Origin of the sequence: Streptomyces katrae (assembly GCF_000717655.1) — a bacterium.
Classification (GTDB): Bacteria; Actinomycetota; Actinomycetes; order Streptomycetales; family Streptomycetaceae; genus Streptomyces; species Streptomyces katrae_B.
Window position 1 is genome coordinate 60,668 of record NZ_JNZY01000007.1, and the last position, 16,407, is coordinate 77,074.

15 protein-coding genes are annotated in these 16,407 nt (G+C 68.2%); 11 read left to right on the forward strand and 4 right to left on the reverse strand.

The annotated features are described in order from the left end of the window. The first annotated feature begins 438 nt into the window (after window positions 1-438). Together IF09_RS0110700 and IF09_RS0110705 are read left to right on the forward strand one after the other, a co-directional pair. Window positions 439-2,043 (forward strand): ABC transporter substrate-binding protein, encoded by a 1,605-nt coding sequence (locus tag IF09_RS0110700; RefSeq protein ID WP_030294320.1) that lies wholly within the window; start codon window positions 439-441, stop codon window positions 2,041-2,043. An 81-nt stretch (window positions 2,044-2,124) separates the two neighbouring features. Next, window positions 2,125-3,708 (forward strand): ABC transporter substrate-binding protein, encoded by a 1,584-nt coding sequence (locus IF09_RS0110705; RefSeq protein ID WP_030294321.1) that lies wholly within the window; start codon window positions 2,125-2,127, stop codon window positions 3,706-3,708. A 95-nt stretch (window positions 3,709-3,803) separates the two neighbouring features. Here the strand turns inward: IF09_RS0110705 and IF09_RS0110710 are convergent, their stop codons facing one another. Both IF09_RS0110710 and IF09_RS0110715 read right to left on the reverse strand, forming a co-directional pair. Then, window positions 3,804-4,478 carry a response regulator gene (locus IF09_RS0110710; protein WP_030294322.1) on the reverse strand — a complete coding sequence of 225 codons (675 nt, stop codon included), beginning with the start codon at window positions 4,476-4,478 and terminating at the stop codon, window positions 3,804-3,806. Between the two features lie 65 nt (window positions 4,479-4,543). Then, entirely contained in the window at window positions 4,544-5,452 is a 909-nt protein-coding gene (locus IF09_RS0110715; RefSeq protein WP_037634583.1) for a RecB family exonuclease, read from the reverse strand. Here IF09_RS0110715 and IF09_RS0110720 point away from each other — a divergent pair. From IF09_RS0110720 to IF09_RS0110730, 3 genes are all read left to right on the forward strand, one after another. After that, the gene (locus IF09_RS0110720) at window positions 5,349-6,839 is read left to right on the forward strand and encodes a site-2 protease family protein (RefSeq protein ID WP_199920425.1); all 1,491 of its coding nucleotides are present in this window, start codon (window positions 5,349-5,351) and stop codon (window positions 6,837-6,839) included. The genes IF09_RS0110715 and IF09_RS0110720 overlap by 104 nt on opposite strands. Before the next feature lie 18 nt (window positions 6,840-6,857). Further along, on the forward strand, window positions 6,858-7,754 hold the full coding sequence (locus IF09_RS0110725) for a tRNA (adenine-N1)-methyltransferase (RefSeq protein WP_030016358.1): 897 nt from the start codon (window positions 6,858-6,860) through the stop codon (window positions 7,752-7,754). Window positions 7,755-7,958: 204 nt separating this feature from the next. Further along, entirely contained in the window at window positions 7,959-8,561 is a 603-nt protein-coding gene (locus tag IF09_RS0110730; RefSeq protein WP_418953033.1) for a hypothetical protein, read from the forward strand. Between the two features lie 4 nt (window positions 8,562-8,565). On the opposite strand, the gene IF09_RS0110735 is transcribed toward IF09_RS0110730, so the two are convergent. Then, window positions 8,566-8,886 (reverse strand): ferredoxin, encoded by a 321-nt coding sequence (locus IF09_RS0110735; protein WP_030294328.1) that lies wholly within the window; start codon window positions 8,884-8,886, stop codon window positions 8,566-8,568. 265 nt (window positions 8,887-9,151) lie between these two features. On the opposite strand from IF09_RS0110735, the gene arc reads away from it, so the two are divergent. From arc to prcA, 6 genes are all read left to right on the forward strand, one after another. Further along, on the forward strand, window positions 9,152-10,918 hold the full coding sequence (arc, locus tag IF09_RS0110740) for a proteasome ATPase (protein WP_030294330.1): 1,767 nt from the start codon (window positions 9,152-9,154) through the stop codon (window positions 10,916-10,918). Window positions 10,919-11,166: 248 nt separating this feature from the next. Continuing rightward, complete coding sequence (dop, locus tag IF09_RS0110745) at window positions 11,167-12,678, forward strand: depupylase/deamidase Dop (RefSeq protein ID WP_030294331.1); 1,512 nt, start codon at window positions 11,167-11,169, stop codon at window positions 12,676-12,678. 175 nt (window positions 12,679-12,853) lie between these two features. Beyond that, the gene (locus IF09_RS0110750; RefSeq protein WP_030294332.1) at window positions 12,854-13,066 is read left to right on the forward strand and encodes a ubiquitin-like protein Pup; all 213 of its coding nucleotides are present in this window, start codon (window positions 12,854-12,856) and stop codon (window positions 13,064-13,066) included. Between the two features lie 148 nt (window positions 13,067-13,214). Then, the gene (locus tag IF09_RS42800; RefSeq protein ID WP_324606841.1) at window positions 13,215-13,703 is read left to right on the forward strand and encodes an endonuclease VII domain-containing protein; all 489 of its coding nucleotides are present in this window, start codon (window positions 13,215-13,217) and stop codon (window positions 13,701-13,703) included. After that, on the forward strand, window positions 13,655-14,494 hold the full coding sequence (gene prcB, locus IF09_RS0110760; protein WP_030233611.1) for a proteasome subunit beta: 840 nt from the start codon (window positions 13,655-13,657) through the stop codon (window positions 14,492-14,494). The genes IF09_RS42800 and prcB overlap by 49 nt, the downstream gene beginning before the upstream one ends. 41 nt (window positions 14,495-14,535) lie before the next feature. Next, window positions 14,536-15,303 (forward strand): proteasome subunit alpha, encoded by a 768-nt coding sequence (gene prcA, locus IF09_RS0110765; RefSeq protein WP_030294334.1) that lies wholly within the window; start codon window positions 14,536-14,538, stop codon window positions 15,301-15,303. 52 nt (window positions 15,304-15,355) lie between these two features. Here prcA and IF09_RS0110770 read toward each other — a convergent pair whose 3' ends face one another. Continuing rightward, complete coding sequence (locus IF09_RS0110770) at window positions 15,356-16,351, reverse strand: LacI family DNA-binding transcriptional regulator (RefSeq protein ID WP_030294335.1); 996 nt, start codon at window positions 16,349-16,351, stop codon at window positions 15,356-15,358. Window positions 16,352-16,407 lie beyond the last annotated feature (56 nt).

A 16,407-nucleotide genomic window follows, 5' to 3' on the forward strand; every position in this document is an offset into this window, starting at 1 on the left:
GCTCCGCGGAAGGATCTTCCGTTCCATGGCCCGGAGGCTGAAATTCCATCCTTTCCCTGGCGGTTGCGCCGGGTGACCTTTGTCACGTGCCAAGGTCCCTACGGACCTGTCCCAGGGCCCGGAAACCTTCCCTTGTGTCCGGATTGATCAGCTCCTGACCGAATCTGCGGTGACTCCCACATAGACAGGCAGTCCGCACCCATCACCGTGCGATTACGCCCCAAGTCCTGCCAGTTCAAGCCATCCCGTCCCAGGCCACTAATGTCGACGCGGGCACTACGCCGCACCTCTGCTGACCCGGTCGCACACCCATGTGCCGGGACCGCGTGGACCGATCGTCACAACACCGGCCCGATCGTTCCGCCCTGAACGGGCGACCGCCGCGAAGTGCCCTTTACGCCGCTTTGAGCAAGTGCCGGTCAAGGGAGTACTTCCAGCATGAACCGCAAGACCCTGGTGCTGACGGCTGCGGCCGGACTGCTCACCCCCGCGCTCGCCGCATGCGGCAGCACGAGCGGAGGCGGAGCAGGATCCGGAGCGATCGTCGTCGGCACCACCGACCGGTTCGAGGCAGCCGACTACGCTCCCGCACCGTTCGACCCGGCCTACGCCTACGACGCCGGCGCCTGGAACGTCCTGCGGCAGACCGTCCAGACGCTGATGCACACCCCCCGCGGCGGCGGCCAGCCCGTCCCCGAAGCAGCCTCCGACTGCCGCTTCACCGACACCGGCAACGAGAGCTACCGCTGCACCCTGCGGCCCGACCTCAAGTTCGCGAGCGGCGAGCCGCTCACCGCGAAGGACGTCAAGTTCTCCATCGAGCGCGTCCTCGCCATCAAGGACGAGAACGGCCCCTCCTCGCTGCTCTCCACCGTCGACACCGTCGAGGTGAAGGCCGCCGACACCGTCGTCTTCCACCTGAAGACCCCCGACGCGACCTTCCCGCAAAAGCTCTCCACCCCCGCCGCCGGCATCGTGAGCGAGAAGAACTACGACGCCAAGAAGCTCCGCGAGGGCTTCTCCGTCGACGGCTCCGGCCCGTACACGATGAAGGCCGAGGTCAAGGACAACCACCTCGTCCGCGCCGTCTTCAGCAAGAACCCGCACTACAAGGGCGGCCTCAAGCTGCAGAACGACAAGGTCGAACTGCGCACCTTCAGCGACTCCGCGGCCATGGGCAAGGCACTCACCGGCGGGTCCATCCACATGGTCTCCCGCACCCTGTCGCCCGCCCAGATCGCCGAGTTCGCCGCCAAGCCGCCCAAGGGCGTCAAGCTGGTCCCGATGCCCGGCCTGGAGATCCGCTACATCGGCTTCAACACCGAGGCCCCGGCCGTCAAGGACAAGGCCGTGCGTCAGGCCCTCGCCGCCGCCGTCGACCGCAACGCGATCATCGACAAGGTGTACGGCAAGTCGGCGCAGCCCCTGTACTCGCTGGTCCCCACCACCCTGACGGGCCACGTCAACTCCTTCTTCAACAAGTACGGCGAGGCCAACACCGCGAAGGCCGCCGACCTGCTGAAGAACGCCGGGATCAAGACCCCGGTCAAGCTGACGCTGAACTACACCAAGGACCACTACGGCGACGGCACGGCCACCGAGTTCGAGACCCTCAAGAACCAGCTGAACTCCACCCAGCTGTTCGACGTCACCGTCCAGGGCTCCGACTGGTCCGACTTCCGCCCCGCGCAGAAGAAGGGCGACTACGCCGCCTACGGGCTCGGCTGGTTCCCCGACTACCCCGACGCCGACAACTTCCTCGCTCCCTTCCTGGAGCAGGACAACTTCCTGGGCACGCCGTACGCCAACGCCGCGGTGCGCACCAAGCTCATCCCCGAATCCCGGCGCGCCGTCGACCGCGACGTCGCCGTCCCCGCGATCACGGAGATGCAGGACATCGTCGCCGAGGACGTGCCCGTCCTGCCGCTGTGGCAGGGCAAGCAGTACGTCGCCGCACGCGACGGGATCACCGGAGTGGAGTGGTCGGTCAACGCCATCTCCGACCTCCAGCTGTGGGAACTCGGCCGCGGTGTCAGCGGCTGAGACCGGCAGCAACCGGCAGCAACCGGCGGCGGGTGTCGCAGGCCGGCGCAACGAAACAGTGAGACTGTGAAGGACGTTCGCGTGAATCGACGTAACCAGTGGTTGGCGGCCCCGCTCGGCGCAGCCACCGCCGCCGCGCTGCTCAGCGGTTGCGGCTCGACCGACAGCCCCACCGCCGGCGGCGGCAAGGGCGTGGTCATGGGGATATCCGACAAGGTGAAGTCCACCGACCCCGCATCCGGTTACGACCCGGGGTCCTGGCTGCTCTTCAACAACGTCTTCCAGTCCCTGCTGAGCTTCCCCAAGGGCGGCACCACTCCCGAACCCGACGCCGCCCAGGCCTGCAACTTCGAAGGCGGCGACAGCAAGCTCTACAAGTGCACCCTGCGCACCGGCCTCAAGTTCAGCAACGGCCACGCCCTCACCTCGAAGGACGTCAAGTTCTCCTTCGAGCGCACGCTGAAGATCAACGACGCCAACGGCCCCTCCGTGATGCTGTCGTCGATCGCCGGCATCGACACCCCCGACGAGAAGACCGTCGTCTTCCGCCTCAAGACGTCCGACGCGACCTTCCCCAGCAAGATCGCATCGGGCGCGGGCTCCATCGTCGACCACAGCGAGTACCCGGCCGACAAGCTCCGCACTGACGGCAAGGCCATCGGCTCCGGCGTCTACAAGCTGGACTCGATGAACGAGAAGAGCGCCAGCTTCTCCGTCAACGACTCCTACAGCGGCAAGGCCAAGGCCAAGAACACCGGCGTCACCCTCAAGTTCTTCAACGAGGACCAGGCCGCCCTCAAGCGGGTCCTGGAAAGCGGCGAGGTCGACTTCGCCTTCCGCGGCCTCGCCGCCAAGGACATCGCCAGCCTCTCCTCCACCAAGACCGGGGACCACAAGGTCGAGGTCGTCCAGGGCACCGGCGCCGAAGTCGAGCACCTCGTCTTCAACATGAACGACCCGGTCGCCGGAAAGCTCCCCATCCGCAAGGCCATCGCCTACCTCGTCGACCGCGAAGCGCTCGTCAAGGACGTCTACGACGGCACCGCGACCTCGCTCTACTCGATCGTCCCGGCCGGCATCGGCTCTCACAACACCGCCTTCTTCGACCGCTACGGCGGCAGCCCGCAGCCCAAGAAGGCCGAAGCCGTCCTGCGCGCCGCCGGCATCAAGGACAAGGTGAAGATCACCCTGTACTCGACGCCCACCCGCTACGGCCCGTCCACGGACCAGGAATTCCAGCTCATCGCCAAGCAGCTCAACGACAGCGGACTCTTCGAGGCCGACGTCAAGTCCGTCGAGTTCGGGCAGTACGAGAAGGACATCCAGGACGGCAAGTACGGCGTGTACGTCAAGGGCTGGGTCCCCGACTACCCGGACGCCGACAACTTCACGCAGCCGTTCTTCGGCCCGGACAACGTGCTGCACAACAACTACGACAACAAGGAGATCACCGGGACCATCATCCCGTCGACCTCCACGAAGTCCGACCGCACCGCGGCCACCGTCGACTACAACCGCCTCCAGGACATCGTCGCCGACGAGATCCCGATCCTCCCGCTCTGGCAGGGCAAGCAGTACGCCGTCACCCGCCAGAACGTGACGGGCCTTCAGTGGTCGCTCGACGCCTCCACCGTCTTCCGCTTCTGGGAGATCAGCAAGGGCTGACCCGTACCCGGTACGGCGAAGGGGCCGGCAGCCGCACGATGCGGCTGCCGGCCCCTCCGGCTGCTCCCGGCAGGCTCCGGCCCGCGCCCGGCGCGCTACTGTCCGGCGCCGGGGCGCACCAGACCGCTCTCGTACGCGTACACCGCCGCCTGGACCCGGTCGCGCAGGCCCAGCTTCGTCAGCACGTGCCCCACATGCGTCTTCACCGTCGTCTCGCTCACGAACAGATCCGCCGCGATCTCCGCGTTCGACAGGCCCCGCGCCACCAGCTTCAGCACCTCGACCTCCCGCTCGGTCAGCGTCCCCAAGGTGTCCGGCACGCTGTCCTCGCCCGACGGCAGGTGGCCCGCGTACTTGTCCAGCAGCCGCCGCGTGATGCTCGGCGCCAGCATCGCCTCGCCGCCCGCCACCACCCGGATCGCCTGCACCAGCTCATTGGCCGGCGCATCCTTCAGCAGGAACCCGCTCGCCCCCGCCCGCAGCGCCTCCACCACGTACTCGTCCAGATCGAACGTGGTCAGCACGAGCACCTTCGCCGGACCGTCCCGGCCCGGACCGGTGATCTGCCGCGTCGCCTCCACCCCGTCCATCCGGGGCATCCGGATGTCCATCAGCACCACATCGGGCTGCAGCGCCCGCACCTGGTCCAGCGCCTGCAGACCGTCCCCGGCCTCCCCGACGACCGCCAGGTCCTGTTCGGCCTCCAGGATCATCCGGAAGCCGGTGCGCAGCAGCGGCTGGTCGTCGACCAGTAGGACGCGGATCGCCACAGGGTGTACCTCGTATTCGTACGGCGGCAACGACGGACGCCGCCCATTCTGCCCTGACCGGCCCGTCAGGATTCCTCGGGGCGGCCCGCCCCGGCCCCGCTCCCCGGCCTCGGGATGATCATCAGAGGATAGGCCGGGGGAGTCCCCCCGAACTCCGGGCAGACCGCCCGGTGATCACACCAGCCGCACAGCTTCGTCGGCCGCGGCCGCCAGTCACCCGTCTCCGTCGCCTCCTTGATCGCCTCCCACAGCGCCAGCAGCTTGCGCTCCACCCGCTCCAGATCCGCCATCACCGGGTCGTACGTCAGCACGTCCCCACTGCCCAGATACACCAGCTGCAGCCGCCGCGGCACCACCTGCTTCAGCCGCCACACCACCAGCGCATAGAACTTCATCTGGAACAGCGCACCCTCGGCATACTCCGGCCGCGGAGCCTTGCCCGTCTTGTAGTCGACGATCCGCACCTCGCCCGACGGAGCCACATCCACCCGGTCGATGATCCCGCGCAACCGCAGCCCCGACTCCAGCTCCGTCTCCACGAAGAACTCCCGCTCCACCGGCTCCAGCCGCGTCGGGTCCTCCAGCGTGAACCACCGCTCCACCAGCGCCTCGGCCTCCGTCAGCCAGCGCGCCAGCCCCGCCCCCTCGTCCCCCTCCGGGAACAGCTCCACCAGCTCCGGCTTCGACTCGAGCAGGCGGTCCCACTGCCCCGGAACCAGCGCCTTCGCCCGCGGCGCCGTCCGCTCCACCGCCGGATGATCGAACAACCGCTCCAGCACCGCATGCACCAGCGTGCCCCGCGTCGCCGCAGCACTCGGCTTCTCCGGCAGCTTGTCGATCACCCGGAACCGGTACAGCAGCGGGCACTGCATGAAATCGCTCGCCCGCGAAGGGGAGAGCGAAGAAGGCGCCACAGCGCTCGGCGCTGCATCGGCATCGGCTGCGCCAGGAACCGGACCGGGGCTCGTCGTCATGGACAAAACCCTACGACCCGCCACCGACAGCGCGCGCATACCATCGACGCCGAGCCCCCTCGCACTGCATGATCGGAGCATCACACCGCGCCACCACGCCCCCCGCCCCGCACCGACCGTGCACCTGAACCACACTGAAAGCACCGCCGGCCGCAACCCGCCGGACAGCACCGAACGAAGGACACCCGTGGCAGACACCGACGAAACCGGCGAGCGCGCAACCAAGCGCCCCGGACCGGGCGGCGGCATCCTCATGGGCCGCCCCTTCGGCGTCCCCGTCTACGTCTCGCCCAGCTGGTTCCTCGTCGCCGCCCTCATCACCTGGGTCTTCGGCGACCAGCTCGACCGCGTCCTGCCCGACCTCGGCCCCGCCCGCTACCTCGTCTCCCTCTTCTTCGCCGTCGCCTTCTACGCCTCCGTCCTCGTCCACGAACTCGCCCACACCGTCGCCGCCCTCCGCTTCAAACTCCCCGTGCGACGCATCCAGCTCCAGTTCTTCGGCGGAGTCTCCGAGATCGAGAAGGAATCCGAGACCCCCGGACGCGAATTCGTCCTCGCCTTCGTCGGCCCCCTCCTCTCCCTCCTCCTCGCCGGCGCCTTCTACCTCGGCATGGAACGCGTCGACCCCGCCAGCGTCCCCGGCGTCCTGCTCGCCGGCCTGATGATCTCCAACCTGCTCGTCGCCGCGTTCAACCTGCTCCCCGGCCTCCCCCTCGACGGCGGCCGCATGCTCCGCGCCGTCATCTGGGGCATCACCGGCAAACCCATGACCGGCACCGTCGCCGCCGCCTGGGTCGGCCGCGCCCTCGCCGTCGCCGTCCTCCTCGGCCTCCCGATGATCACCCACACCGGCATCCTCGGCTCCGGCACCGACGACATCGGCGGCATGAACACCGTCATGGACGCCCTGCTCGCCGCGATCCTCGCCGCCATCATCTGGACCGGCGCCGGAAACAGCCTGCGCATGGCCCGCCTGCGCGAACACCTCCCCGAACTCCGCGCCCGCACCCTCACCCGCCGCGCCGTCCCCGTCGAGAACACCACCCCCCTCTCCGAAGCCCTGCGCCGCGCCAACACCCACGGCGCCCGCGCCATAGTCATCGTCGACGGCCACGGCAACCCCCTCTCCATCGTCCGCGAAACCGCCATCGCCTCCGTCCCCGAACACCGCCGCCCCTGGGTCGACGTCAGCACCCTCGCGCAAGAGCTCACCGACGGAATGAAGGTTTCAGCGGACCTCGCCGGCGAAGAACTCCTCGACCACCTCCGCGCCACCCCCGCCACCGAATACCTCGTCCTCGAACCCGGCGGCGAGATCTACGGCGTCCTGTCCACCCTCGACGTCGAGAAGGCCTTCGTGAAGGCCATGGCGCGGCCCCAGTCCTGAAGCCAATACACTGGTCACATGTCCGAACCGACCGGTGCCGCCCGCCGACGCGGGCCCTTCGAGGTCGGGGACCAGGTTCAGCTCACCGACCCCAAGGGCCGCCACTACACGTTCACGCTCGAAGCAGGGAAGAATTTCCACACCCACAAGGGTTCCTTCCCCCACGACGAGCTGATCGGTGCTCCCGAGGGCAGTGTTGTCCGTACCACGGGGAACGTCGCGTACCTCGCGCTGCGCCCCCTGCTCCCCGACTATGTCCTGTCCATGCCCCGCGGTGCCGCCGTGGTCTACCCCAAGGACGCAGGCCAGATCCTGGCCTTCGCCGACATCTTCCCCGGCGCCCGCGTCGTGGAAGCAGGCGTCGGCTCCGGCTCCCTGAGCAGCTTCCTGCTGCGCGCCATCGGCGACCAGGGCATGCTCCACAGCTACGAGCGCCGCGCGGACTTCGCCGAGATCGCCACCGCCAACGTCGAGCGCTACTTCGGCGGCCCCCACCCCGCGTGGCAGCTGACCGTCGGCGACCTCCAGGACAACCTGTCCGACACCGACGTCGACCGCGTGATCCTCGACATGCTCGCCCCCTGGGAATGCCTGGAGGCCGTCTCCAAGGCCCTCGTCCCTGGCGGCATCCTCTGCTGCTACGTGGCCACCACCACCCAGCTGTCCAAGACCGTCGAGTCCATCCGCGAGATCGGCTGCTTCGCCGAACCGCAGCCCTGGGAATCGATGATCCGCAACTGGCACGTCGAAGGCCTCGCCGTCCGCCCGGACCACCGGATGATCGGACACACCGGCTTCCTCGTCACCGCCCGCCGCCTCGCAGACGGCGTCGAGCCCCCCATGCGCCGCCGCCGCCCCGCCAAGGGCGCGTACGGCGAGGACTACGACGGCCCCGGCAGCGACCGCTCCGCCTAGACACCGGCGAACGGGGCCGCCCGGCCTCCCAGCCAACACCAAGGCGCTGTGGTGCAGTTCCCCGAACGATCCGGGAACTGCACCACAGCGCCTTTTCGTTGTCTCCACACCGGCCCAGCCGACGCGGACCCGCCCGTTCCACCCCCGTGTGAGGTGTGGCACGATGCTGGCTCCCCGTCACCGTTCGCACAGGAGACACCCCGCGTGCCGCACCGCCCCTCCGAGCTGACGCCGACACTGGAAACCCTCGCGCACAACGGCGCCGGGCCCCTCCACTGGCTCGCCACGGCCACCGCCATGGCCGCCGTCGTGGCCGCCGCGGGACTCGTCCAGCCCGACGCGGCCGCCACCGGCCACTCCACGGCCCCCGCAAAGGGCCCCCAGGCCTCCCAGGCCGCCGCCCCCGACCCGGCCCGGGTCAGCTACCCCCTCGACTGCAAGGGCCTCCCCGTGGCCGTCACGGCCACCGCCCAAGGCGACCTCGACGGCGACGGCCGCCCCGAAACCGTCGCCGCAGTCCGCTGCGACGCCGGCTCCGGCACCCCGCCCCACGCGGTCTACGTACTCACCCAGGACGACACCCCCGGCGCCGCACCCAGGGTGGTCGCCACCCTCCTCGAAGCCGGAAAACGGCAGACCGCCACCGACCTCACCATCCGCGACGGGGTCGTGACCGCCAGTCTCCTCGGCTACTCCTCACCCGAGGTACCGCGCTACAGCCCAGACGTGAAGCAGCTCGCCAAGTGGCGCTGGAGCGGCGGAAAATTCCGCCAGGAGCTGACGAACTCAGACGCCAGGAGTGTTTGAACCGTCACTCCGCGTCCGGGCCGTACACCTCGACCCTGTCCGAAACTCGCCTCACATGGATGCAGTCACCCGGGCACTCCTTCGCCGAGTCCACCACGTCCTGCAGCAGCGTCAAAGGAACCGGAGTGGTCGCCCCCGCCTCCACCAGCAGCTCGTCCTCCGGGCTCTTCACATACGCCAGACCATCGATGTCCAGCTCGAACACCTCCGGCGCGTACTGGACGCAGATCCCGTCACCGGTGCAGAGGTCCTGGTCGATCCAGACCTCCAGCGGCTCGCCGGCCTGCCCGCCGCCGCCCGCGGAAGCCTCCTGCTGCACGGTCATATCTCCTGCCGTTCCCTGCGCTCAGTGATCCGTTTCCGCCACCAGCCCGCGGCAAGTCGCGCGAGCCCTGACGGGTGTTGAACAGTTCGACCTTACAACCGGCCGCTTTCCGATGTTGATGGGTGGGTATTTCCTTGGCGTGAGGGAGTACGCAAGGGTGAAGATCGGACACACCCCTACCGTCTTTGTGATCTAGGGGTTTCAATCACCACCAGCCCAGGTAGGGTCAGGAAGCGTCCAGCTCCCCTTGGAGGAGGTGAGGACCGTGGCAGCCCACGACGACGACAACAACCGCGGCATCCGGCCGGGGCGAGGGTCTGAGGACCCCGCCGGCCAGGTTGCCTATCTCGAGCAGGAAATCGCCGTCCTGCGACGTAAGCTCGCCGACTCTCCGCGGCACACGAGGATTCTCGAAGAGCGGATCGTCGAGCTCCAGACAAACCTGGCCGGCGTCTCCGCACAAAACGAGCGACTGGCAAATACGCTCCGTGAGGCCCGCGACCAGATCGTCGCACTCAAGGAGGAAGTCGACCGGCTCGCGCAGCCGCCGGCCGGCTTCGGTGTCTTCCTTCAGGCGAACGAAGACGGCACCGTCGACATCTTCACCGGCGGCCGAAAGCTCCGCGTGAACGTCAGCCCCAGCGTCGAACCGGAAGACCTCCGGCGCGGCCAGGAGGTCATGCTCAACGAAGCCCTCAACGTGGTCGAAGCCATGGAGTTCGAACGGGCCGGGGACATCGTCACCCTCAAGGAGATCCTCGAGGACGGCGAGCGCGCCCTGGTGGTCGGGCACACCGACGAGGAAAGGGTGGTGAGGCTCGCCGAGCCGCTCCTGGACATCACCATCCGCCCCGGCGACGCCCTCCTGCTCGAACCCCGCTCCGGCTACGTCTACGAGGTCGTCCCCAAGAGCGAGGTCGAAGAACTCGTCCTCGAAGAGGTCCCCGACATCGACTACAGCAAGATCGGCGGCCTGGGCGACCAGATCGAGCTGATCCGCGACGCGGTCGAGCTCCCGTACCTCTACCCCGACCTGTTCAAAGAGCACGAACTGCGGCCCCCCAAGGGCATCCTGCTCTACGGCCCCCCCGGCTGCGGCAAGACGCTCATCGCCAAGGCCGTGGCCAACTCCCTTGCCAAGAAGGTCGCCGAGGTGACCGGCCAGCCCGCCGGGAAGTCCTACTTCCTGAACATCAAGGGCCCCGAACTCCTCAACAAGTACGTCGGCGAGACCGAGCGGCACATCCGCCTCGTCTTCCAGCGTGCCCGCGAGAAGGCCAGCGAGGGCACCCCCGTCATCGTCTTCTTCGACGAGATGGAATCCCTCTTCCGCACCCGCGGATCCGGAGTCAGCTCGGACGTCGAGAACACCATCGTCCCCCAGCTGCTCGCCGAGATCGACGGCGTGGAAGGCCTGGAGAACGTCATCGTCATCGGCGCCTCCAACCGCGAGGACATGATCGACCCGGCCATCCTGCGCCCCGGCCGGCTCGACGTGAAGATCAAGATCGAGCGCCCCGACGCCGAAGCGGCCCGGGACATCTTCGCCAAGTACCTCAAGGCCTCGCTGCCGCTCCACAGCGACGACCTCTCCGAGCACTCCGGCTCGCCCGAGGTCGCCGTCCACAGCATGATCCAGACCGTCGTCGAGCAGATGTACGCCGAAACCGAGGAGAACCGCTTCCTCGAGGTCACGTACGCCAACGGCGACAAGGAAGTCCTCTACTTCAAGGACTTCAACTCCGGCGCCATGATCCAGAACATCGTGGACCGTGCGAAGAAGATGGCCATCAAGGCCTTCCTCGAGCACAACCAGAAGGGCCTTCGCGTCGCCCACCTCCTCCAGGCTTGCGTGGACGAGTTCAAGGAGAACGAAGACCTGCCCAACACCACCAACCCGGACGACTGGGCCCGGATCTCCGGAAAGAAGGGCGAGCGGATCGTCTTCATCCGCACCCTCGTCACCGGAAAGCAGGGCGCGGACACCGGACGCTCCATCGACACGGTGGCAAACACCGGTCAGTACCTCTGATCGAACAGGGCGGCTGCGGATGCCCTCACCGGGCACCCGCAGCCGACTGCTTTACCGACTGCTCTTTTCAGCCGGTGACGGGGCGAAGTCAATGACTGAAATGATCTCCCCACCAGCGCGGAGTGGTTCTAGGCTCTTCCGTACCGCCGGTCGCGCAGTGCGGGGACGGGCACCGCACACGCACCGGAGCACCAGCGGTACTTGAGCGCCGCTCCCGAACGGGAGCGCCGCCGGGCAAGGAGGGCCGCATGACCGTACGGCGAGTAATGGGAATCGAGACGGAGTACGGGATCTCCGTCCCGGGCCACCCGAACGCCAATGCCATGCTCACCTCGTCCCAGATCGTCAACGCCTACGCGGCGGCGATGCACCGGGCGCGACGCGCCCGCTGGGACTTCGAGGAGGAGAATCCGCTGCGGGACGCCCGCGGCTTCGACCTCGCCCGCGAGGCCGCCGACAACAGCCAGCTCACCGACGAGGACATCGGCCTCGCCAACGTCATCCTCACCAACGGCGCACGGCTCTACGTCGACCACGCGCACCCCGAATACAGCTCCCCGGAGATCACCAACCCGCTCGACGCCGTCCTCTGGGACAAGGCCGGCGAACGGATCATGGCCGAGGCAGCCGTACGGGCCGCCCAGCTCCCCGGAGCCCAGCCCATCCACCTCTACAAGAACAACACCGACAACAAGGGCGCCTCCTACGGCACGCACGAGAACTACCTGATGAAGCGGGAAACCCCCTTCTCGGAGATCGTGCGCCACCTCACCCCCTTCTTCGTCTCCCGCCAGGTCGTCACCGGCGCAGGACGCGTCGGCATCGGCCAGGACGGCCGCGAGCACGGCTTCCAGATCAGCCAGCGCGCGGACTACTTCGAAGTCGAGGTCGGCCTCGAGACCACCCTCAAGCGCCCCATCATCAACACCCGCGACGAGCCCCACTCGGACGCCGAGAAATACCGCCGGCTGCACGTGATCATCGGCGACGCCAACCTCTCCGAGATCTCGACGTACCTCAAACTCGGCACCACCGCCCTCGTCCTCTCCATGATCGAGGACTCCTTCATCAACGTCGACCTGGCCGTGGACCAGCCCGTCCGCACCCTGCACCAGGTCTCCCACGACCCCGACCTGCAACACCTGATCACGCTGCGCAGCGGCCGCACCCTGACCGCCGTACAACTCCAGATGGAGTACTTCGAGCTGGCCAGGAAGTACGTGGACGAGCGTTTCGGCTCCGACGCCGACGAGCAGACCAAGGACGTGCTGGTCCGCTGGGAGGACGTGCTCGGCCGGCTCGAGAGCGACCCGATGAGCCTGTCGGGAGAGCTCGACTGGATCGCGAAGCGCGAGATCCTCGAGGGCTACCGCAGGCGGGACGGCCTCGGCTGGGACGCCGCCCGGCTCCACCTGGTGGACCTCCAGTACGCGGACGTACGGCCCGAGAAGGGCCTGTACAACCGCCTGGTGGCCCGCGGCAAGATGAAGCGGCTGGTGGAGGAGCCTGCGGTGGAGCGCGCCCAGGGCAAGCCGCCGGAGGACACCCGGGCCTATTTCCGGGGCCGGTGCCTGGAGCAGTACGCGGACGACGTCGCCGCGGCCTCGTGGGACTCGGTGATCTTCGACCTCCCGGGCCGCGACTCCCTCCAGCGCGTCCCGACGCTCGAACCCCTGCGGGGTACCCGCAAGCACGTGAAGGAGCTCCTGGACCGCTGCCGCACGGCGGAGGACCTGGTGCGGGTGCTTTCGGGGCAGTGAACGGGGCTGAAAGGCCTCCGGTCCGGGAATCATGAGAAAGCCCGCACGTTAATGAAAGTGCGGGGACGAATGCCGGACCCTCCTTGTAGGGTCCGGCGTAGGGTCTGATCTTGAGAGATCCCGAATCCCGGGGTCTCTCGACACGAGCGTGCGAACCGAGCGGGGTGAGGTAGACATGGCGACCAAGGACACCGGCGGCGGACAGCAGAAGGCGCAGCGCTCGACCGAGGAGGTCGAGGAGGCGGCGGTCGAAGAATCGACCGACCTCAAGGAGCGCCAGGAAAAGCTCTCCGACGACGTCGACTCGGTACTTGACGAGATTGACGATGTACTCGAAGAGAATGCCGAGGATTTCGTTCGGAGTTTCGTACAAAAAGGCGGCGAATAGCCTTCGAATCTAAGGTGAATCCGCCAGTGTGTGCTCCATGTCCAATGGAACCAAGTGGTGTCGCGGGTGCGCACGCGATGTACCACTGAGCGGATTCGCCTCGGATCGAAATCGCAGCGACGGGCTCCAGCCCAGGTGCCGCGAGTGCGTGGCTGCGTACAGCGCTCAGCACTACAGGCGCCGCCAGGCCGCCAAAGGCAAGGTCGTCAAGGACCACGTAGAAGTGCCGGTGGGACACAAGCTCTGCCGGCAGTGCGGCGAGGTCAAGCCGCACAGCGAATGGCACAAGAACGCCACGGCTTCTGACGGGCTGTCCACCCGTTGCAAGGCCTGCCGGGCCGTCCAAGGCCGGGCGGGGCACCTGAAGCGCTCTTACGGCATCACCGAGGCTGAGCGTGACGCGATGATCGCGGCCCAAGGCGGTGTCTGCCTCCTGTGCCAAGAGAGTCCGGCGGAGCATGTGGATCACGATCATCAGACGGGTAAGGTCCGAGGCGTACTCTGCTTCGGCTGCAACGCAGGAATCGGGCAGCTCAAGGATCGGCCGGACGTCATGCGACGTGCAGCCGCTTACGTGGAAGGAAACCTGTGGAACCCAACACTCGTAGCACAGGGCGTCTACCGGCAGCCTTCCTGACGCCGGGGTCGTCGTCCTTCATGGACTTCCTGGGCGCGCACTCGCCCGAGATGCTGCCGGGGAACCGCAAGCTCCCCGAGGGTGTCGTCGAGGCGCCGCACGGGACGACCATCGTGGCCGCCACCTTCCCCGGCGGGGTCGTGCTCGCCGGTGACCGGCGGGCGACCATGGGGAACATGATCGCGCAGCGGGACATCGAGAAGGTGTTCCCGGCCGACGAGTACTCCGCGGTGGGCATCGCCGGTACGGCCGGCCTGGCCGTGGAGATGGTGAAGCTGTTCCAGCTGGAGCTGGAGCACTTCGAGAAGGTGGAGGGGACGACCCTCTCCCTGGAGGGCAAGGCGAACCGGCTCTCCACCATGATCCGGAGCAATCTGGGCATGGCGATGCAGGGGCTGGCCGTCGTGCCGCTGTTCGCGGGGTACGACGAGGCCAAGGAGAAGGGCCGGATCTTCTCCTACGACGTGACCGGCGGTCGCTCCGAGGAGCACGGTTACGCCGCCACCGGATCGGGATCGATCTTCGCCCGCGGGTCGATGAAGAAGCTCTTCCGGCCGGATCTGACGGAGGAGCAGGCGACCACGCTGGTCGTGCAGGCGCTGTACGACGCCGCCGACGACGACTCGGCGACGGGTGGTCCGGACTTGTACCGCCACATCTATCCCATCGTCACGGTCATCACCGACGAGGGCTTCCGCAGGCTGACGGACGACGAGTCGCAGGAGCTCGCCCGTACCGTCACCAATCGTCGGCTGGAGCAGCCCGACGGGCCGCGCGCGGCCCTGCTCTGACCAGTCCTCCTCGTCGCCCAGAAGAAAGGGACGGATAACCGGTGTCGACTCCGTTCTACGTCTCACCCCAGCAGGCCATGGCCGACCGGGCGGAATACGCCCGGAAGGGCATCGCCCGCGGTCGCAGCCTCGTCGTGCTGCAGTACGCCGACGGCATCGTGTTCGTCGGCGAGAACCCGTCGCGTGCGCTGCACAAGTTCAGCGAGATCTATGACCGGATCGGCTTCGCGGCCGCCGGCAAGTACAACGAGTACGAGAACCTGCGGATCGGTGGTGTGCGCTACGCGGATCTGCGTGGATACACGTACGACCGTGATGATGTGACGGCCCGTGGGCTGGCCAACGTCTATGCGCAGACGCTGGGCACGATCTTCTCGAGTGCGGGTGAGAAGCCGTACGAGGTGGAGTTGGTGGTGGCCGAGGTCGGTGCGACGGCCGCGGGTGACCAGATCTACCGGCTGCCGCACGATGGTTCGATCGTGGACGAGCACGGCTCGGTCGCGGTCGGTGGCAACGCCGAGCAGATCAGCACCTACCTGGATCAGCGTCACCGGGACGGGATGACGTTGTCCGAGGCGCTGAAGCTGGCGGTGCAGGCGCTGTCCAGTCAGGCGAACGGTGCGGACAAGGCGATTCCGGCGGAGCGGCTGGAGGTTGCGGTGCTGGACCGGACGCGGGCTCAGCAGCGGAAGTTCAAGCGGATCCGGGGACGGCAGCTGTCGCGGTTGCTGGAGGCGGATGTTCCGGCTGCGGCGCAGGCGGATGCCGTGTCGAACGACGAGGCTCCCGAGGACGATTCCGAGGAGTAGATCCGCGCGCGGATGGCGCCCCCGGCCTTGTGGCCGGGGGCGTTTTCGTGTTTCAGGCGGGGGCCGGGCCGGTGGAGGCGCGGACGACGAGGTCGACGGGGATGTCGGGGGCGGTCCAGGGGGTGCCTTCGAGGACGGCGAGGAGGGCGGCCATGCCTTGTTCGCCGACGCGTTCGGCGGGGAGGTGGACGGTGGTGAGTTCGGGTTCGACGGCGGTGGCGAGGGCGAGGTCGTCGATGCCGGTGACGGAGAGGTCGTCGGGGATGCGCAGGCCGAGGCGGCGGGCGGCTTTGCAGGTGCCGGCGGCGAGGATGTCGTCGTCGCAGACGACGGCGGTGGGCCGGCTCTCGGGGGCGGCCAGGGCGGCTTCCATGGCGGTGCGGGCGTCGGTGACGGTGAGGGGGGCTCGTACGGTGCGCAGCTCGGCGTGGGGTTTCAGCAGGGTGGCCAGGGCGTCGGCGCGGATGTCGAAGGTCCAGGAGTCGACGGCGGAGGCGAGGTGGAGGAAGCGGCGGTGGCCGAGGGTGAGGAGGTGTTCGGTGACCTGGCGCATGCCGTCGGCCATGGCGAGGTTGACGTGGGCGGCGGCGCGGCCGGCGGTGGGGTCGCTGTCGAGCATGACGAGGGGGAGGGCGGCGTCGCCGATGGCGTCGAGGGCGTGGGCGGCCATGGAGGAGGCGATGACGCCGTCGAGGGCGGCGCGGGCGGAGGCGAAGGGGTCGCGGGCGGGGCCGGTGCCGTCGGGGGAGGGGTAGAGGACGACGCCGAAGCCGTGTTCGGCGGCGATGCGGGCGGCGCCGGTGTAGACGCGGGCGAAGAATTCGTTGGTGAGGGCGGGGACGACGAGGAGGGCGGTGCGGGTGCTGCCGAGGCGGAGGTTGCGGGCGGCGAGGTTGGGTCGGTAGCCGAGTTCGGTGGCGGTTTCGCGGACGTGGGTGGCGGTGCGTTCGGAGACGCGGCCGCGCCATTTGTCGCCGAGGACGAGGGAGACGGTGGCCTGGGAGACCCCGGCGGCGGTGGCGACGTCGCGGCTGGTGGGTCTCGTCACACGGTGCTCCTGTAGTGCGAGGTCGGCGGGGTGGGGGCGTCGTCCGGCTGGACCCC